Source organism: Shewanella sp. SM74 (assembly GCF_025653725.1).
GTDB classification, from domain to species: domain Bacteria; phylum Pseudomonadota; class Gammaproteobacteria; order Enterobacterales; family Shewanellaceae; genus Shewanella; species Shewanella oncorhynchi.
On the sequence record NZ_JAKKRZ010000046.1, the window covers coordinates 1 to 18,269 of the forward strand.

Below are 18,269 nucleotides of genomic sequence, written 5' to 3' on the forward strand. Positions count from 1 at the left end.
GATTGCCGATTGCCCTTGGCATCGTTTAACTTCCCTATAGACACTAGAGCGATGACAATCAATGCATTTAGCTATGTGTGCTATCGAAAAGCCCTGTTCTAACAGCACGGAAATCTGGTATCGTCTTGCTTCGGTCAACTGTTGATAATTCATGGTGATACTCTTTTACTTTGGCGAGATAAAGCGTACCACTTTTCAGCAGTTGGCTTCTTCTACACCTCGATTAGAGTGTCGCAGTTATTATCTGAATTCTGGTCTAAGCTTAGGTAGAATTGAATCGGCACTTTCGAAATGACTTGATCTAAAGTGATATTGGCTCCGAGCAAAGCATAAGATTCAGAGGGCCTCTCAAATCTGCTAACGTCACCTTGTGAATGATAGCGAACATAATCGATGGACACAGTAAGCGCATCATACTGCCAATTTAGTGCAGTGCCTGTTTTGGATTGTGGTGTTCGAGGCATTGAAGTGCCTTCTAACCTGCGGCGAAAGTATTCGTCCCGCTCACCAGCGAGAGGTGGACGAGTACTAAAGATGTCGTAACTACCATCGTATTGATATCGAGGAGTATTTCTCACTCTGTCAGTAAATGCGCTGAGCTCAAAAACTCCCCACCTTTGCCACGGGAAGGTATAGATAGCTTGTACCTCTAACCCTTGATTGTTTGTATCTGCTTGGCGCCATTCACGAACATAAGTACCATTACGCTCGAGGCCTGTACTACCAAGATAAATAAAATCATTGAATTGATTTTGATACCAACTTGCCATTAGCTGTAAATCGGCGATTTTAGCGGTGGTATTTATTTCAAAGGAGTGATTAATTTCCTTTTTAAGATGCTGCCCTGTTCTTCAATTAACAGAGCATAGTGTGGGTTACTGGCGTAAAGCTCATTCATTTCAGGAGCACGCTCGGCATGAACGTAATTGACTCGTGTTGACCAATTTTGCAATATGTCCCATTGCAGTGATCCTGAGTAGCTTTGGAGATAAAAATTTCTATCTTTAACATTCGCTCCTGAGCCTCGACCTACCTTGTAACCCTCTGCGTTTACTTGGTGCTTAATCGCATCATAACGACCTCCAAACTCAAAAGTAACCGGACCAAAGTGCAGGGTTTGTAGCGTATAGGCTGCATAGTTTTGACTATCGACATCAGGCATGTAATTGTCATAGCCCTCCCCTTTATAAGCTTTAGTGTCGTACTGTAATCCTAAGACACCATCGAAGTTTGATGTCCAACTATGATAGAGCTTAGGGCTAATGACCCAAGAGGTAATTTCGAATTGGTTAACGGATACCTCTGCCATATGCTCATCATCGACTTGATTCGAATAGGCGCCATCGAGGCTAAATGAGTTTATCCAATTGTCATCCCAGTTTTCGACATACTTCATATCTACGCGATCACCACGGGAGAAAATTCGAATATTACCCCGTTGATCAAAATCCACTGGTGCGCTGCTGCCACGACGCATGAATCCAGGAATACCGCGATGAGTGTCCGTATAACCATAAGCCAAACCCAAAAGACGTTGTTGGCCAGTGTAGCTTCCGCCTGCCGAGAATGATGATGTGTGGTGGCTGCTGTTAAGCACAGTGCCATTACTGTCTATTGAGTAGTCGGTGATAATTTGTTGTTCTAAAGGTGTAGCATCTTCATAGCGTTTTAATTGATTGTTCATCTGCCACACAGGTTGCGCATATTTGATTTGGCATAGATCGGCAAATTGTGCAGCACCTACGACTTTTGTCCACGTTTTACAATCGCTGTCTTTAGAATATCCAGGGATATCGTAGTCACCACGGTCTTTGTTGATCATATTCAGCGCAAAGTTAAAAGATTCATTCCCTGCGGTAAGTTTTGCCAGTGCGGTACTTGTACTATTGAAGCCAGCTTTCACTTCAGCGCGACTGTTAAACCCATTGATTGGGCTCAATGGAATACGACCATCTTGGAGATCAACAATGCCTGCCATCGCTTGCCCACCATAGGCAATAACAGCTATAGGACCTTTAATGACCAAGATACTGTCAGCAAGAAAGGGCTCGATGGGGATGTATTGATCCTCACTCACCGACGACATATCCTCAACTTGAGTTCCATTGAGCAACATTTTAACCCTGTTTCCACCAAATCCACGGATTTGTGGCCTACCCGATGAGCTACCAAAAAAACCACTGTCTACCCCCGGTAATTGGCTTAAAGTTTCACCTAAGGTATCGGCTTTACGATTATTAAGTTCATCGCCGCTGAGTTCGATTTTACTGGCTTGTATTCTTTGACTTAGTGGTTTTTCTAAAGCATGCCCAGTGACATTGATACGTTCAATAGGTTCTGCTGAAACAGCTAAAGTGCCAACACCTAATAACAGAAGGTATTTGTGGAAGTTCATTTTGTGGGTCGTCTCCATATGATTACTGCTGAAACAAATGATATGTTACAACGTATCATTATGTATCAATCGAGTTCAATATAAATGAAAGTAAATTAAGTTACTGATTGTAAATAGCAATCAGAACAGCACTCGGTATGGTGACTGATGATTGCTAACAAAGATTGTCATTAGAAGGGGTGGATCAGGTAAACTGTGCAAGTATGATCATTTCAAAAAAATTGGCAGTTCTATGACGGGAAAAAATCTTGATTTACTGCGTGAAGTTGTGAAAAAGTGTGAAGAAAAAGGCATCAATCTTACCAGTAAGCGCAAAAAAGTACTTATCGTATTACAGGAGCATGATGTTCCTTTGTCTGCCTATGAAATTGCCGATGTGTTAAAACAAAGTTTGGGCGAGAGTTTACCCATAATGTCTATCTATCGCATGTTGGATTTCTTAGTACAGGAACAATTAGTGCATAAGTTATTAACGGTGAATAAGTATATTGCCTGCCATCATGTATGCGATCATCACATTCACAATCAATTTTTAATTTGTAATACTTGTCAAAAAGTCACGGAGATAGCATTGCCCACTGCTCTTGTTGAACAGTTACAGTTGAATGTTAGCCAAGCAGAATTTACCTTATCGAGCCCACAGCTTGAATTAGCGGGTTGGTGTCATGAATGTCAGCAGCAACATAATAGTTAAGTTATATACATTAACTAATTTGGAACGCTATTTATCATGGTTATTGAACTTATCCCATACTCACAGTAACGCTATAATTCCCCAACTTCCGATATTCTGGTCGATAATGTCCGTCTAAAATCGTGGATAGCCAGTCTTGGTTTCATATCGCGGACCAGCTCATTAATGGAAGCAACATTACCCGGTCGCTTGCCGTGGGAAAGCGCCATGGCGAGTGATATAAGTTCCACTGTTCTTATAATATCTCGAGTAAAGCGGAACTGATCGGCCTTCGAATGTGTTAAGCGGTTTCCAAAACGCATAGGGATCTATAATATTTACCCATGAATTTAGTCACACAGGGACCAGCTTACGTGCGTCAGCAAGTCCTAAATCCGGGTAGAGACCAAAGGTTAAGCACCCTGATGGATTATCAATCCTAAATCGATACTGCCATGTTATAGTCCCTGCAGGGGTAATACGAACGCTTAAGCCGTCACGGTCTGCAAGCTCTGGTTTCTCTAAATATGGATTGCCGTTTATTGCACGTAACCAATTGTCAGATAAAGACATTTTAATTACCCTGTGTACATGTGATTTTAGCTAATCTGACGCAGAACCCAATATATACAGATTATGTACTCACATCGAAGAGCTGCATAATAAATTGATGTGAATGACAACGAATCCAATTAAAGCAATTTAACTACTGATAACATGAAGTTACATGCTTTAGAGAACGAAAATAAATGAAGATGAAAGACGATAAAGCAGGGTCGATTTTTTGGCACGACTACGAAACATTTGGAGCGAACCCAGCGAAAGACAGACCCTCGCAATTTGCGGGTATTCGCACCGATTTAGATCTCAATATCATCGGCGAGCCTGAGACATTCTATTGTAAGCAAGCCACTGATTATTTGCCGTCTCCGGAAGCAATATTAATCACAGGGATCACTCCACAGTTAGCTAATTTAAAAGGCATCCCTGAAACTGAGTTTATGGGACGAATTCAAGCGCTATTTAGCCAACCAAACACTTGTGTTGCAGGTTATAACTCACTGCGTTTTGACGATGAAGTGACCCGTTATGGCTTTTATCGGAACTTTATCGATCCCTATGCCCGTGAATGGCAAAATGGCAACTCTCGTTGGGATATCATTGATTTAGTGCGCGCTTGTTACGCATTTAGGCCCGAAGGCATTAACTGGCCGACAAAGGAAGATGGCTCTCCGAGTTTTAAGCTAGAACATCTTACCCAAGCGAATGGTTTAAGCCATGAGAAAGCACATGATGCTATGTCTGATGTGTATGCAACCATCGCCATGGCAAAACTCATTCGCGAGAAACAGCCTAAGTTATATCAGTACTATTTTGACCTGCGCCGCAAGCAAGCGGTTAGCGATCAAATCGATGTGCTCAATATGCAGCCTTTGGTCCATGTGAGCTCTAAAATTAGTGCGCGTAATGGTTGTGCAACGTTGATTTCACCCGTAGCGCACCATCCAACTAACAAAAATGCCGTTATTTGCGTTAATTTAGCCATGGATTTAACACCGCTATTCGAGCTAGATGTCGAGCAAATTAAAACGCGCATGTATACGTCAAGGGCTGATCTTGCCGAAGATGAATTACCTATTGCAGTAAAACAAATTCATCTTAATAAGTGCCCTTTTATCACCTCGGCAAAAATCCTCAGTGATGAGCATGCCGTTCGTTTAGGTATAGATAAAGAATTTGCCAGAGAGCAGTATAAACGCCTAAAACGTCACCCAGAATTACGTGAAAAACTGGCGCTATTATTTGAGCACGATGACAGCAGAGCGACCACAGATCCCGATTTGATGCTGTATTCTGGTGGGTTCTTTAGCCAAGCTGATAAAGCAAAAATGGAAATCATCCGTCATACCCTACCGCAAAATCTAGCGGCGTTAGATTTGCAGTTTGATGATCCACGTATTCCTGAAATGCTGTTTCGTTACCGCGCCCGTAATTACCCTGAACTACTCGATGATACAGAGTCGCAGCGCTGGCGTGAATTCTGTCAAAGTCGCTTAGCCGATCAAGACTACGTACTTAAATTAGAAAATTTGCTACAAGAAACACAAGCGGATGAGACTAAGCAAAAGCTACTTGCTGCCCTTTGTCATTATTTGCGTGAACTTTAAGTTGTGTAAATTCAAGCTTAAGTCTTTTGTTTTATAGTCTTAAGCTTATTTGTGTGCACCAATAGACTCACTCTATACGTGAGTAACATAAGTTTATCACTCTCGATAGCACTGACATTGACAGCGTATAAACGCGAGCTAACTCGCATTTATGCTGTAACAAAATTACTAGAATGTTCTTCCATGAACTTAACAAATAAGGAATAGGGAAATGCAAGATAGATTCATTCGTAGCATAACCCAACTGCCAACGCCGTTAGCCGATGCACTTATCCCAATGTTGCACCAGAATTTTGCTGGACACATTGATGCGCAGCAACTTGCTACGCTAACAAGTGCAAGCAAAATGACCGAAGCAGAAGTGTTATTAGCATTACTGCCGATAGCAGCGGCATTGGCCAAACCGCCTATCAGTGAGTTTTATGTCGGCGCGATAGCCAAAGGTAAAAGTGGCGATATCTACATGGGTGCCAACTTAGAATTACCCGGTGAAGCGTTATTTCATTCTGTCCATGCAGAACAAAGCGCTATCAGCCACGCATGGCTCAGTGGTGAAAGCCAAATTGTTGATATTATAGTTAATGCCAGTCCTTGCGGTCATTGTCGTCAGTTTATGAATGAACTGGTTGAAGGCAGCAAGATCAGCATTCATCTACCCGCACAGGAAAGCCATCCTCTGGCCTATTATTTACCCTATGCTTTTGGGCCAAAAGACTTAAATGTCACTTCTCCATTAATGGCCAAGCAACAAACTGAATTTGTACTGGATAGTGCCGATCCTATGATCATAGAAGGCTTAGATCATGCAGGTTTAAGCTATGCACCTTACACCCAAAGTTTTGCCGCCGTGGTATTAGAAACTCACGATGGTGCAACCTATTGCGGTCGCTACGCAGAAAATGCGGCATTCAATCCTTCTATGCTACCCATGCAGATGGCCTTATCAAATCTGGCACGCCACAATCGTGAGTTTAGCGATATCAGCCGTGCGGTTTTAATTGAGTCATCTCAAGGAAAAATCAGCTTAGTTGGCGCGACTATGGATGCGCTCCATACCGTTGCCGCCATCGAACTTGAGCACATAGTGGTAGATCCAGTGTAACGTCTGCTTCAAATGCCAAGGGTGTTTCAAAATGCCAACGGCGAAATACGTTAATACATATTTCGCCGTTCGATTATCCACTTAAAGCTTAAAAATCAATTATCGTAAGCAATTCTGACGGCTAGTCATACTCCATCCTGTCTTCTACTAACCACGTCATTGAACTTAGCCAGATACTCCCCCTTACGCTCCTCCATCCTAATAAAACAAGCTTGCCGCTCCACTTCCGACATAACGCGCCACGCTAAAATTTCATCAAGATGCCTGAAACAACCTAAACAAATATCTTGCTGATCTAAACAACAATTTCGAATACAAGGAGTGACATTAGGATCATTCTGACCAGACGGCATATTCATTGCCACAAGGTTCAACAAAATGGAATCGACGGCCACCGGGAAAACTAAAGATGTCAGCTGTGATAATGCCACCAGCTGTTACGACAGCCGTCAGAGTCAATTCTAAGTTCTGGCTGTAGATCACAATCAGCGGGCAACCTTTTGCGAGGGTGAAATTCACGTCGGCTTGATAGAATCCCCCAGTAATGCCGACATCCATAAAGCAACTGTATTCAGGGCCATAATCGACATAGGTCCATCCAAAAACCTGGCTAAAAAAGGCCTTAGAACTCGCAATGTCGCGACTTGGGATTTCCAAATAATTGATACTGTGGTGACGGTTCATAGACTTCCTTGCTATTTAATCAGGGCACAAAATGATGAACATAAAATGCGTAAGTAAAAATGGGAGCCAAAGCTCCCATTCTATTCGCGGCTTTAACTCAGGTTAACCTTGGATTAAGGCTGCGGCAAGTCCAATCAGACCGCCAAACACGCCGCCCCAAATCACTAACCAACCTAAGTGCGTTTGGATCATGTCCTGAACGATTTGTTTCACCATTTGTGGTGTTAACTCGTTTAATCTTTGTTCCACTATGTTAGCAATTTTAGTTTGCAGATCGGCCATCACATTTGGCTGTTCAATTTCTTGTTTCAGCAACTCGTGAAATGCATCGCTTTGTGCCATTTCAACTAAAGAAGCTTTCATCTTTACAATAAACGGCTCTTTTAACGGCAATAAGGCATCTGTGCCACCAAACATAGACAACATGCCGCCAAAGGAAGATTGGGCGACTGTGCTAATTAACGCATCAAAAGAAGGCGCTAAATCAACCTTTTCAATCACTGGCGCCAAGTCTATTTTACTCAGCCCTTCTTTTTCAGACAGGAATCGGTCGATATTTTCAGTGGTAAAAAACTGTTTCATCATCAAATGAGCAATACCGGCCTTAAACTCTTCAAAACGAGAAGGCACAACTCCCGAACCATAGAGTCCGGGGACTTTCTCAAACAACATATAAACTGCAACCCAGTTGGTAATCGCACCCGATAAAGCAAATAATCCGACATTCAGGACAATTGCCGAATTCATCAGGTAACCCACAACGACCAAAGCAGCCGCCAATAAATTCGTCACTAAACTCTTATTCAATCTCGTATCCCCTAAGGTGGCATCGATAAGATGCAAAACTCGCCTATATTAACAAGTTAACGGGAGTCAGGTCTAACACTCAAACCACAGTAAACAAACCCGTTTTAAAATCTGTTTTCAGTGCTAAGTCTTGGCGCGAGGGGCAAGATGAAGCCCATCAACTAAGCCGCAGCGCCACTGAGCCACAAGAAGCTGATTAGCCAGCACTGAATAAAGTGAATCTCCTTGTAGAACATTAAGTTAATTTAATGTTTGCCGACCTAAAAAAGCAAAAATTTTAATTTACCGTCTGTGAATTATCAACTTGCCTCAACTACACTCAATCAAGATAACGCACAAAAAATATGGCTCAGAATACAGCTGGCACTGAACACTGACAGTTAACCTCGGCTCAATACACAAAATTTACCCCAAATAGAATAAAGGATGCGCTTATGGAATCGGCTTTTAACACTGCAGGGGCGTTAAGTTGGCATGAATTGACAACCAATAATACCGAAGAAGCTATGCACTTCTATGCTGAGATTTTTGGTTGGCACTTTAAAACCGTCAAAATGCCCCACGGTAATTATCATATTATTGAAAATCAGGGCGTCAGCATTGGGGGGATCACCGATAGTTTGCTCCCAATGCTTCCCTCACATTGGACTGGCTACATTACCGTTAACGATGTCGATCAAGTCGCTATCAGCGCAAAAAAACTTGGCGGGGATATTCTGTTTGGTCCTGAAGATATACCCGAAGTAGGCCGTTTTTGTTGGATAAAAGATCCACAAGGCGCCATTATTGCAGCGATTAGTTATTTAAATCGCTGATCAAAAATAGCCTCCAACATAGTGAGTATTGACGACTCAAATCATTAGCCATAGGCTGAAACACATGTAGTTATCAATGTAGATGATAGGTTACCACTCAGGAACGTCTTAGATCAGAAGACGTTATTGTCTGTGTAATACCAAGATTTCATTGGTAAAAATATAAATAATTTCTGGAAACATTAGCATTATTCGCTAGAATGTCCGTACTTATGGAAGTTTTTCCCTGTCTTATGCATTGGAGCCTTGATATTAATGCTGACCCAGTTATCGCAATTCAGACACTCTTTTTTTGCCCTCCCAAGATACCTGCGAGTGATTATTTACCTCACAGCAGTCTACCTTAGCTATGTCTGCACATTAGGTTTAATCCTCCCCTATGCGATAACCACGCTGGCACCAGAAAAACTCTCAACTCTGCTCGGTCGTCCCGTCACCCTCGGTGATATACGCATTAACCCTTTTAATTTCAAAGTCGAAATCGACCAACTGACCATTAAAGAAAAAGACGACAAACCTTTTGCTGGCATTGCACAAGTCCAATTCGAAATACACTTTTGGCGATCTGTTTTTAATCGCGCCGCCGTTATCGAAAACATACACATACAAGCGCCCTACGCACATATCATTCGCGTGGAGAAAAAAGGGAAAGCGGGATTCAACTTCGACGATATTCTGCAGACCCTGAACGAGCATTCATCCACGAGCACAGAAACAGCCCCCACAGAAGCCAGCTCACCCGTTCGTGTCCTGCTCAGCCAATTTGTGTTGGATGCGGGACAATTTAACTTCGATGACAAAATTACCCATGCTCAAGTGAACTACCCCAATATCAATCTAAAACTCAGTTCCCTTGATACTGAATATTTGATGGCGGCATCATCGGCATCGATAACACCAGCCATAAAAGTAAACAAAGTTGATAATACGACACCAAACGCCCAATCAACGTCTGACTCACCCATTGCGCCTATCAAGCACAATCACTATGCAATACAACTCAGTGATGATCATGCTGGTGAAATCAGTTTGCAGGGGCAATTCCAATTGTACCCGCTAAAAGTTGCGGGTGACATCCAAGTCGCCAAACTGAAACTGACACCACTATGGCGATTTATCGACGATCAATTTAATCCCGTCCTCACGGATGGCGAGCTCAGTATTAAAACTCAGTATCAAGTGGATCTTGCCGAGAATGGCGAGTTACAAGTCATCAGCAACAATGGCCAGTTTATTGTTGAAAAACTTAACGTTAACAACAAAGATCGCTCAGTGGTCAAACTCCCCATGTTTGCCCTCGACGGCATTTCAGCCAACTTGAAGCAGCAGAAAGTGCATATCAACAAACTCCACAGCGATGGCCTAACAATGAGTGCCATTTTGAACCAAGACGGGCTCGATCTTGTTGGCTTATTCATGCCTAAATCGTTAAGCGCCTCCACAACGACTACGCAGCCGGTTGCTAAACCAATCGATGCTAAGCCAGCAGATGCTCAATCGCTAGAGCACGTACAAGTTGCGCAAGTGGAAGAAAAACGTCAAATAGCAGAGACTGCCACTGATGCAAGCGATAGCGCAGACAAAGCAACGGAAAGCGAATTAGCCGCAACTAACGAGAGTAATAAAACAGAACAAAAGACAGAAGCGACTGCAAATGTCACCACTAATGCCACTAAAGAAACCGCTGCAGACATCGCTTCAGAGGCAAATCCTCAACAGCCAGTCAAGCAAGCGCCTAAGACACCTTCAAAAGACACTTGGTTAGTGCAACTCGATGCGCTCAATATTGAAAACTATGACCTTAATCTATCGGAACAAAAGCTAACGGCCACACCGCAGCAATGGCGAGTGTATCCGCTTAATTTTTCAACTAAGGTCATAACGAGTACCTTAACCGCTCCGATTGAATATGAGCTACAACTCAGCCTCAATGATCAAGGTACTTTGAGCTCTCAAGGCCAAGTCGATGTGACGGGCGAAACCATAGATGCCAATATCCAACTCGATAAGCTGGCATTAACCCAATTTCAGCCCTATTTAGCGCCCTACGTGAATATCCAGCTCAAGAGCGGTCTATTAAGCTCAGCAGGCAAGCTGACCGCCGATGCTAAAGGCAAAGCCATTTACGGTGGTAGTGTTGAGATCGATGATTTAGCTATTCATGACAAATTGCGTAATGCTCCACTGGTCAAATGGCAAAAGATGAATATCAATCAACTGGATTTTGACCAACAGAAAAATCAAATCAAAATTGATCACTTAGCCTTTAATCAACCCTACGCCAAAGTGGTGATAGCCAAAGATAGAACCACTAATATCAGCGATCTTATCGTTGAGGCTCCGGCTGCAAATAGCAAGACAACTAAAAACACAACCACAGCCAGTGCTAAGCAAACCGAGCTGCAAACGGCAAGCAAGACAACGCCTGAGTTAAGCCTCGATATTCAAAAAATTAGCTTTAGCCAAGGCTCAGCTTACTTTGCCGATAACTCACTGACACCAAACTTTGCCTCAGGGATTGAGTTACTTGAAGGTAATATCACTCACTTGTCGTCAACGCCAGGGACGAAGGCCTCGGTCGATATCAAAGGTAAAATAGACAAGTATGCGCCTGTAACCCTAAAAGGCGATATTAACCCTTTGCTAGATATGCCATATTTAGATCTCGATTTAGTCTTTAAGAGTGTTGAGTTAACCTCAGTCAATCCTTACTCAGGCACCTATGCTGGTTACTACATAGATAAAGGGCAGCTATCGTTATCGTTGAACTATCAACTCGATAAGAACAAGCTCAAGGGCAGTAACCATCTAGTCATAGACCAACTGAAACTTGGTAAACCCAGTGACAGTGACCTTGCCACTAGCTTACCCATCACGCTCGCGATTGCCCTGCTGCAGGACCGTAACGGCGTGATTGATTTAGGCATGGAAGTCTCTGGCGATTTAGACTCACCTAGCTTTAGTGTCGGCAGCATCATAATGACGGCGATTACCAATGTGATCACTAAAGCCGTCACAGCGCCCTTCACTTTCTTAGCAGGACTCATAGGTTCTGACGAAACCTTAGATAAGATCAGCTTTGCCGCAGGCAAATTCAGCCTAAGTGAAGATGAGCAAAAAAGTTTAGACAAACTCGCTAGCGCCTTACTCGACAGACCTATGCTCAAGCTCAGCGTTGAAGGGGAAGTCGATGCCATCAATGACAGCCAAGCCATTGCTGAGCGCATCATGAAGCGTAAATTTGCTAAATTAGCCAATACTGAATTTAGTGCGTTACCTGATGATTTAAGTCCGAGTCAATTCCCGACCCAAGGGCCGCTTGCCGATGCGCTAGTAAAGCTTTATGAACAAGAAGTTAAAGCCGATCCTGCCCAAATCAAAGACACTGTTATCGCAGAGGCCAAAGACTGTCTCTTGATCAGATCTTGATCCCCTGCGCCATCAAATCCTTGGCGGCAAGAAAGCCATCCAGTTTACTTTGCAGGGCTTCCCAGCCTTCCCAGAGGGCGCCCCAGCTGGCAATTCCGGTTCGCTTGCTGTCCATAAAGCCCCCCAGTCTGGCTATCGCCATGTAAGCCCACTGCAAGCTCCCGGCGCGCTCTTTGCGCTTGCGTTTTCCCTTGTCCAGATAGCCCAGTAGCTGACATTCATCCTGGGTCAGCACCGTTTCTGCGGACTGGCTTTCTACGTGTTCCGCTTCCTTTAGCAGCCCTTGCGCCCTGAGTGCTTGCGGCAGGGTGAAGCTTTCTCTGAGCTGTAACAGCCTGACCGCGACAAACGAGAGGATCGAGACCATCCGCTCCAGATTATCCGGCTCCTCCATGCGTTGCCTCTCGGCTCCTGCTCCGGTTTTCCATGCCTTATGGAACTCCTCGATCCGCCAGCGATGGGTGTATATGTCGATGACCCGCAAGGCTTGGGCTAGCGACTCGACGGGTTCACTGGTTAACAACAACCATTTCAACGGGGTCTCACCCTTGGGCGGGTTAATCTCCTCGGCCAGCACCGCGTTGAGCGTGATATTCCCCTGTTTTAGCGTGATGCGCCCACTGCGCAGGCTCAAGCTCGCCTTGCGGGCTGGTCGATTTTTACGTTTACCGCGTTTATCCACCACGCCCTTTTGCGGAATGCTGATCTGATAGCCACCCAACTCCGGTTGGTTCTTCAGATGGTCGTACAGATACAACCCAGACTCTACGTCCTTGCGTGGGTGCTTGGAGCGCACCACGAAGCGCTCGTTATGCGCCAGTTTGTCCTGCAGATAAGCATGAATATCGGCTTCGCGGTCACAGACCGCAATCACGTTGCTCATCATGCTGCCCATGCGTAACCGGCTGGTTGCTGCCGCTGCCAGCCATTTGCCACTCTCCTTTTCATCCGCATCGGCAGGGTCATCCGGACGCATCCACCACTCCTGATGCAGTAATCCTACGGTGCGGAATGTGGTGGCCTCGAGCAAGAGCACGGAGTGAACCCACCATCCACGGGATTTATCCTTTACCGTCCCCAGCTTGCCAAGCTCTTCGGCTACCTGGTGGCGATAACTCAAAGAAGTGGTGTCCTCAATGGCCAGCAGTTCGGGAAACTCCTGAGCCAACTTGACTGTTTTCATGGCGCCAGCCTTTCTGATCGCCTCGGCAGAGACGTTGGGGTTGCGGATAAATCGGTAAGCGCCTTCCTGCATGGCTTCACAGCCCTCTGATGAGATGGTTATTGATTTTCCAGAACATTTTGCCAATTGAGCGGCGACGTTAACCAGACGGGTGGTACGGCGAGGATCACCCAGCGCCGCCGAAGAGAACACAGATTTAGCCCAGTCAGCCGCACGATGAAGAGCAGAAGTTATCATGATCGTTACCATGTTAGGAGGTCACATGGAAGATCAGATCCTGGAAAACGCGAAAGGTTCCGTTCAGGGCGCTACTTGTGTATAAGCGTCAGGCGCAGGACAGCGCGCTGATGCGGGCACTCGGTTTGGCACACCATTGGCAGCGGCTGCTGGATGAGGATCGATCGACGTCGGTGGCCGCCATCGCCAAGGCCGAGGGCATGGACGTAACGCAGGTGCGCCGGATCATGCGGCTGACTCTGTTGGCCCCCGCGGTCATCGAGCGGCTGGTGGGTGCGCCCGACATTTTGCTGGAGCAGGTAATGCGGCGCTCCTGGTCCAATGGCTGGAACAGCCAAGTCATGGCACTCGCCAACCGAGATTGATCTGTCGATACCGACCCGTGGCGCATCGCCGCCTGGTAGTTCAACGGCCAGTTCCAGAGTCGAGCAGCCACTCCCCGCGACATTTGACCGACAGCCCGTCGGCCAATCCGGCCATTGGTCTATCGGCCGGCGTCGGGCGGCAACGCGGCGGTGAGCCGCCCTTCGGCTTCTGGTAGCCTTGAACGGCCGCTTTCTCATCGTCACTACAGCCGGACCCGACCCGTTGCTGTCATTGAGGTTCGCGTTGAGTGTGTGACCGTTGAAATATGAAAAGCGGTCTTTGCTGTTTGTTTATTGATGGGCAAACAAGCCTCCGATGAGGTCGCTGAGCACCAATCGTTCAACTGATGGCAGGCTGCTCACCGGAGGCCGCTGCAATTTCGTTGCGGGCTTGGCGCACTACGCTGAACGACGCGGAGAGCGCAAGAGCCGCAATGATTACTGCCACCAGCAAGTCAGGCCAAACCGTCTCCGTGCCTAAAACACCGAGAGCAGCCAAAACAATTGCCACGTTCACGATGGCATCGTTGCGGCTACACAGCCAGACGGAACGCATGTTGGCGTCGCCATCTCGAAAACTGTAGAGCATCAGGGCGACGGTGAGATTGGCGGCCAGCGCCACCAGGGCTATAGCGCCCATGGTGAAAGGCTCTGGTGGCACACCGGACATCGCTGCCCATGCTGTTTTACCAAGCACGAAAAGGCCATAGCCCCCCATCGTCACCCCTTTCACCAAGGCTGCACGGGCACGCCACAGGAGCCCCATGGAAAGCACGGTCAGGGAAAGGCCGTAGTTGGCCGCATCTCCGGCGAAATCAACGGCATCGGCAAGTAAGGAAATCGAACCAGATCGCAACCCTCCGATAATCTCCACAAGAAACATCAGCGTATTGACGATAAGTGCAACCCAGAGCGCCTTGCGATAACGTGGGTCGACTGCTCCTTTGCTTGACGAACATCCACCTGAACAACAACCGGCCATGACGTTTCCTCCAGATTCGATGCCTCCATTGAAAACCATGTTGACACTCCAGGGTCAACACCTATAATTATCGTAATAAACGAGAGGCTGACATGCGTATTGGCGAACTGGCTCAGAGAACTGGGGTGGAGGTTGATACTATCCGCTACTATGAAAAATCCGGATTATTGCCGTCACCACCTAGGCAGGGCAATGGTTACCGGGAATATGGCGAGCAACACATTGAGCGATTGGCCTTCATCCGCCACTGCCGAGCCTTGGATATGCCGCTGATTGATGTGAAGCGTCTGCTGGATTTTGTCGTGCACCCGGAGGCAGATTGCGGCGACATTAACCGATTGATTGATAGTCAATTGGAACGAGTCAGAAAACGGCTCAACAGCATGCAAGCCCTTGAAAAGCAGCTTGTGGCATTGCGCGCCCAGTGTGACGAAAACTCAACGGCGCGGGAGTGTGGTATTCTGCACGAGTTGGTTGTTGCCTCTCATGACGAGGGCTGTGCCTGCCATCGATGACGACCTGATAAACTTACGAATGAACGTGCCAGAGCTTACTGTTAAATGTCGGCTATTGATGGTCATGCAGACCCTGGGCAACTCAGTGCCACGGCCTGTGCAATGTCCGCAAATGGCCGGCACCGGAAGTTCCAGGCCGTTTCCGAAAGCAGTCGTTCGCTGATACATTAGTTTCTGCTAAGGACCGCTTTTCGGCAAGATAGTGAATGCGTAAGATCGGCCACAAGCGGCCGGTCGCCAGAGGGGAATAGCCGCCGTTCAAGCGGCGGCTTAACTCCGAAAGCTGCTCTAACCACACTCATTGATTTGAATTTTGTTGTTCTAATAAACAATTAGTGGAGCTGAAATGTTTGAAAAACTGAGCCTAAAAAGCCGATTGTTGCTGATCGCCACCGTGCCGATTACGGTCATGTTGGTCCTTGGCCTAAGCGGAGCCTGGAAGAAGTACGCGGATTATCAGTCTCATGTCCAAGCCGAATCTCTGGTCAGCCTCGTGATCGAGTTGGGTGAAGTAGTGCATGAGCTACAGAAGGAGCGCGGCATGAGCTCCGGCTTCCTCAACAGCAAGGGCGGAAAATTTGCCGAGAACCTCACGGCGCAGCGCAAGCTTTCTGATACCGCCATCTCTCGTCTGAATGAAAGCATCCGATCCATCGACGCGTCCATGGTCGGGCCACGCTATATCAAGCCTCTTGCAACGGTGAGCGCGCCTTTGGCCGAACTCGAAAAAAAACGCGAACAGATAACACGTCTCTCGCTTGAACCCGGTGAGTCCTTCCGCTTCTACAGCGAGACGATTTCGCAGTTACTGGAAATCGCGCTGCGTACCGGAAACCAGATGCCGTCATCGAAACTGTCACGCCTGTCGAATGCCAAACAGGCAGTATTGTTCTTGAAGGAACGCAACGGTCAGGAGCGGGGATTGGTAGCCGGCGGCTTCAGCGCCGGGCGCCTGACTTCTGAACAATTCAGCACTTTTCAGAGTCTGATCAACGATCAGGCCACCTATTTGCGCCTGGCCATCGGGTACGCCACGCCGGATCAGGAAAAACTACTGCGTGCCAAGCTAGCCGAGCCGATTTTCAAGGAAGTGGGCACCATCGAACAGATGGTCAAGGACAAGGGTGCAAATGCCGAGCTGGTCTATTCCCCGGAGGACTGGTTTGCCAAAATCACTGCAAAAATTGACCTGCTGAGGACGGTCGAGGAAAGCTACACAAAGGATATCCAGCAGGAAATCCACGCGAATATGGATGCAGATCGTGATGCATTCGTTTCGTACGCCAGCCTGCTTCTGGTAGCTGTCGGCCTGACCCTGTGGATTTGCTTTGCGATTGTACGCAATCTGCTAAAAACCTTGGGCGGGGAGCCCGAGTACGCCGCCAAGGTTGCCCAGAGAATAGCCAAAGGTGATCTGTCAACAGCCATCAACCTCCAGCCCAACGACACGGCAAGCCTGCTGGCTTCCATGAAATCGATGCAGGACGGGCTGCGTGAGATGGTCGAACAAATCGTCGTAGCAACGGTTCAGTTGGCCGGATTAGCTAAGCAGTTGTCGGCCTCATCGCATCAGGTGCAGGATGCAACCAACCAGCAGACAGACGCAGCAGCGACTGTCGCGGCGACTGTTGAAGAGATGACCGTTAGCATCAGCCACATATCGGACAACACTGCAGACGTAAACAAGAGCGCCATTGATTCAAAGCATATGGCAGAGGAAGGGGAGCATTTTGCCCAAAAAACCATAGCTGAAATGAACAAAATCGTCGAAAACGTCAATCAGTCATCTATCTTCATGCAAACGCTTGACGACCAATCCCACAAAATCGCCGATATTGTCAATGTCATCAAGGAAATTGCCGATCAAACCAATCTTCTGGCGCTCAATGCAGCCATAGAAGCCGCAAGAGCGGGAGAGCAAGGGCGCGGCTTCGCCGTGGTTGCCGACGAGGTGCGAAAGCTGGCAGAACGCACGAAACTGTCCACCCAGGATATCGCCGCGATGATCGAAGCGATTCGTACCGGTACGATGCAGGCGGTGGAAAGCATGGCGCAGGGAACAGTCATGGTCAATGTGGGCATGGAACTTGTCGGCAATACCGGGAACTCGATGGCGACCATTCATGGCAGTACCGACAGTGTTCTGGCGGCAATCGATAGCATTTCTACCTCGCTACGCGAGCAAAGCTATGCAAATAATGAGATCGCCAAGAGTGTCGAAAACATCGCCCAGATGTCGGAGCGAAACTATGCCGCGATATGTGATGTTGTGTCCTCCGCTGATCAGCTTCAGATGCACTCCGAAGCCTTGCGCCAATCAGCTTCCCGGTTTCAGATCAGATAACCGACTGTAGTGCGGCGCAGGCTTTCAGTGCTGACATTGCTTCAATGTTAGCATTGGCCGGCGCACCTCATTTAGGCGTTCGTCAGTCCTGTGTGGGTCGGGAGGGCTTGACGGACGCCCGTTCAAACTCTACGACTGCTACCGCAGCATTACCGACGACAATGGGAAAAACATGAACAACTATTCTGGCGCGATAGTGTGAGTTCGACATGTGAGAAATCGGTCGCCAGTACTTTTGGGCCCAGTCTTTTTCCTCGAAAGTTATCCTACGGCTGCAATACGCATTACTGCTGCCGCTTAGGACGCAGACCTCCAATGACCTTCAGGCCTGTCTCTTGATCAGATCTTGATCCCCTGCGCCATCAGATCCTTGGCGGCAAGAAAGCCATCCAGTTTACTTTGCAGGGCTTCCCAACCTTCCCAGAGGGCGCCCCAGCTGGCAATTCCGGTTCGCTTGCTGTCCATAAAACCGCCCAGTCTGGCTATCGCCATGTAAGCCCACTGCAAGCTACCTGCTTTCTCTTTGCGCTTGCGTTTTCCCTTGTCCAGATAGCCCAGTAGCTGACATTC

17 protein-coding genes and 1 pseudogene are annotated in these 18,269 nt (G+C 47.1%); 8 read left to right on the forward strand and 10 right to left on the reverse strand.

The genetic code is table 11. From position 1 onward, the window contains the following. The 3 genes from L5M49_RS23450 to L5M49_RS23460 form a co-directional block, all read right to left on the reverse strand. The coding region (locus L5M49_RS23450) for a helix-turn-helix domain-containing protein (RefSeq protein WP_263266917.1) at positions 1 to 153 on the reverse strand (153 nt) is incomplete at its 3' end. Between the two features lie 59 nt (positions 154 to 212). Then, a complete protein-coding gene (locus tag L5M49_RS23455) occupies positions 213 to 824 on the reverse strand; it encodes a TonB-dependent receptor domain-containing protein (protein WP_317630129.1) in 612 nt (203 codons plus the stop codon). Further along, positions 803 to 2,413 (reverse strand): TonB-dependent receptor domain-containing protein, encoded by a 1,611-nt coding sequence (locus tag L5M49_RS23460; RefSeq protein ID WP_263266911.1) that lies wholly within the window; start codon positions 2,411 to 2,413, stop codon positions 803 to 805. The genes L5M49_RS23455 and L5M49_RS23460 overlap by 22 nt, the downstream gene beginning before the upstream one ends. A gap of 214 nt (positions 2,414 to 2,627) precedes the next feature. On the opposite strand from L5M49_RS23460, the gene L5M49_RS23465 reads away from it, so the two are divergent. Continuing rightward, complete coding sequence (locus tag L5M49_RS23465; RefSeq protein WP_049821724.1) at positions 2,628 to 3,089, forward strand: Fur family transcriptional regulator; 462 nt, start codon at positions 2,628 to 2,630, stop codon at positions 3,087 to 3,089. A 333-nt stretch (positions 3,090 to 3,422) separates the two neighbouring features. Here the strand turns inward: L5M49_RS23465 and L5M49_RS23470 are convergent, their stop codons facing one another. Continuing rightward, positions 3,423 to 3,641 (reverse strand): Arm DNA-binding domain-containing protein, encoded by a 219-nt coding sequence (locus L5M49_RS23470; RefSeq protein WP_242068348.1) that lies wholly within the window; start codon positions 3,639 to 3,641, stop codon positions 3,423 to 3,425. A 176-nt stretch (positions 3,642 to 3,817) separates the two neighbouring features. Here L5M49_RS23470 and sbcB point away from each other — a divergent pair, with 176 nt between their 5' ends. Together sbcB and cdd are read left to right on the forward strand one after the other, a co-directional pair. Then, positions 3,818 to 5,236 (forward strand): exodeoxyribonuclease I, encoded by a 1,419-nt coding sequence (sbcB, locus tag L5M49_RS23475; protein ID WP_263166805.1) that lies wholly within the window; start codon positions 3,818 to 3,820, stop codon positions 5,234 to 5,236. Positions 5,237 to 5,447: 211 nt separating this feature from the next. Then, positions 5,448 to 6,338: a cytidine deaminase gene (gene cdd / locus L5M49_RS23480; RefSeq protein WP_028760390.1), complete on the forward strand. Its 891-nt coding sequence runs from the start codon at positions 5,448 to 5,450 to the stop codon at positions 6,336 to 6,338. Positions 6,339 to 6,463: 125 nt separating this feature from the next. Here cdd and L5M49_RS23485 read toward each other — a convergent pair whose 3' ends face one another. From L5M49_RS23485 to L5M49_RS23495, 3 genes are all read right to left on the reverse strand, one after another. Further along, positions 6,464 to 6,697 (reverse strand): DUF1289 domain-containing protein, encoded by a 234-nt coding sequence (locus L5M49_RS23485; RefSeq protein WP_028760391.1) that lies wholly within the window; start codon positions 6,695 to 6,697, stop codon positions 6,464 to 6,466. Further along, on the reverse strand, positions 6,672 to 7,022 hold the full coding sequence (locus tag L5M49_RS23490) for a VOC family protein (RefSeq protein ID WP_105252887.1): 351 nt from the start codon (positions 7,020 to 7,022) through the stop codon (positions 6,672 to 6,674). The genes L5M49_RS23485 and L5M49_RS23490 overlap by 26 nt, the downstream gene beginning before the upstream one ends. Positions 7,023 to 7,124: 102 nt before the next feature. Next, entirely contained in the window at positions 7,125 to 7,829 is a 705-nt protein-coding gene (locus L5M49_RS23495) for a DUF445 domain-containing protein (protein WP_105253144.1), read from the reverse strand. 434 nt (positions 7,830 to 8,263) lie between these two features. Between L5M49_RS23495 and L5M49_RS23500 the strand changes: the two genes are divergently transcribed. Both L5M49_RS23500 and L5M49_RS23505 read left to right on the forward strand, forming a co-directional pair. Next, positions 8,264 to 8,644: a VOC family protein gene (locus L5M49_RS23500; protein WP_028760394.1), complete on the forward strand. Its 381-nt coding sequence runs from the start codon at positions 8,264 to 8,266 to the stop codon at positions 8,642 to 8,644. A 255-nt stretch (positions 8,645 to 8,899) separates the two neighbouring features. After that, the gene (locus L5M49_RS23505; RefSeq protein ID WP_263266913.1) at positions 8,900 to 12,073 is read left to right on the forward strand and encodes a DUF748 domain-containing protein; all 3,174 of its coding nucleotides are present in this window, start codon (positions 8,900 to 8,902) and stop codon (positions 12,071 to 12,073) included. On the opposite strand, the gene L5M49_RS23510 is transcribed toward L5M49_RS23505, so the two are convergent. Further along, positions 12,063 to 13,493 (reverse strand): IS4-like element IS50R family transposase, encoded by a 1,431-nt coding sequence (locus L5M49_RS23510; protein ID WP_263266914.1) that lies wholly within the window; start codon positions 13,491 to 13,493, stop codon positions 12,063 to 12,065. The genes L5M49_RS23505 and L5M49_RS23510 overlap by 11 nt on opposite strands. A 77-nt stretch (positions 13,494 to 13,570) precedes the next feature. On the opposite strand from L5M49_RS23510, the gene L5M49_RS23515 reads away from it, so the two are divergent. Next, on the forward strand, positions 13,571 to 13,858 hold the full coding sequence (locus L5M49_RS23515; RefSeq protein WP_263266915.1) for a hypothetical protein: 288 nt from the start codon (positions 13,571 to 13,573) through the stop codon (positions 13,856 to 13,858). Positions 13,859 to 14,198: 340 nt separating this feature from the next. Here the strand turns inward: L5M49_RS23515 and L5M49_RS23520 are convergent, their stop codons facing one another. Next, the gene (locus L5M49_RS23520; protein WP_254431799.1) at positions 14,199 to 14,879 is read right to left on the reverse strand and encodes a cation transporter; all 681 of its coding nucleotides are present in this window, start codon (positions 14,877 to 14,879) and stop codon (positions 14,199 to 14,201) included. A gap of 53 nt (positions 14,880 to 14,932) precedes the next feature. Between L5M49_RS23520 and cadR the strand changes: the two genes are divergently transcribed. After that, positions 14,933 to 15,355 (forward strand): Cd(II)/Pb(II)-responsive transcriptional regulator, encoded by a 423-nt coding sequence (cadR, locus tag L5M49_RS23525; protein WP_173579282.1) that lies wholly within the window; start codon positions 14,933 to 14,935, stop codon positions 15,353 to 15,355. 346 nt (positions 15,356 to 15,701) lie between these two features. Continuing rightward, on the forward strand, positions 15,702 to 17,699 hold the full coding sequence (locus L5M49_RS23530) for a methyl-accepting chemotaxis protein (protein WP_263266916.1): 1,998 nt from the start codon (positions 15,702 to 15,704) through the stop codon (positions 17,697 to 17,699). A gap of 339 nt (positions 17,700 to 18,038) precedes the next feature. On the opposite strand, the pseudogene L5M49_RS23535 reads toward L5M49_RS23530, so the two are convergent. After that, positions 18,039 to 18,269, reverse strand: a pseudogene (locus tag L5M49_RS23535) (IS4 family transposase); the annotation flags it as partial.

What these genes read in the sequence shown, in the direction of transcription:
- L5M49_RS23530 (WP_263266916.1), top strand. Translation starts at nt 15,702, where the DNA reads ATGTTTGAAAAACTGAGCCTAAAAAGCCGATTGTTGCTGATCGCCACC.
- L5M49_RS23460 (WP_263266911.1), bottom strand. Translation starts at nt 2,413, where the DNA reads ATGGAGACGACCCACAAAATGAACTTCCACAAATACCTTCTGTTATTA.
- L5M49_RS23505 (WP_263266913.1), top strand. Translation starts at nt 8,900, where the DNA reads ATGCTGACCCAGTTATCGCAATTCAGACACTCTTTTTTTGCCCTCCCA.
- L5M49_RS23485 (WP_028760391.1), bottom strand. Translation starts at nt 6,697, where the DNA reads ATGAATATGCCGTCTGGTCAGAATGATCCTAATGTCACTCCTTGTATT.
- sbcB (WP_263166805.1), top strand. Translation starts at nt 3,818, where the DNA reads ATGAAGATGAAAGACGATAAAGCAGGGTCGATTTTTTGGCACGACTAC.
- L5M49_RS23510 (WP_263266914.1), bottom strand. Translation starts at nt 13,493, where the DNA reads ATGATAACTTCTGCTCTTCATCGTGCGGCTGACTGGGCTAAATCTGTG.
- cdd (WP_028760390.1), top strand. Translation starts at nt 5,448, where the DNA reads ATGCAAGATAGATTCATTCGTAGCATAACCCAACTGCCAACGCCGTTA.
- cadR (WP_173579282.1), top strand. Translation starts at nt 14,933, where the DNA reads ATGCGTATTGGCGAACTGGCTCAGAGAACTGGGGTGGAGGTTGATACT.
- L5M49_RS23465 (WP_049821724.1), top strand. Translation starts at nt 2,628, where the DNA reads ATGACGGGAAAAAATCTTGATTTACTGCGTGAAGTTGTGAAAAAGTGT.
- L5M49_RS23470 (WP_242068348.1), bottom strand. Translation starts at nt 3,641, where the DNA reads ATGTCTTTATCTGACAATTGGTTACGTGCAATAAACGGCAATCCATAT.
- L5M49_RS23490 (WP_105252887.1), bottom strand. Translation starts at nt 7,022, where the DNA reads ATGAACCGTCACCACAGTATCAATTATTTGGAAATCCCAAGTCGCGAC.
- L5M49_RS23500 (WP_028760394.1), top strand. Translation starts at nt 8,264, where the DNA reads ATGGAATCGGCTTTTAACACTGCAGGGGCGTTAAGTTGGCATGAATTG.
- L5M49_RS23520 (WP_254431799.1), bottom strand. Translation starts at nt 14,879, where the DNA reads ATGGTTTTCAATGGAGGCATCGAATCTGGAGGAAACGTCATGGCCGGT.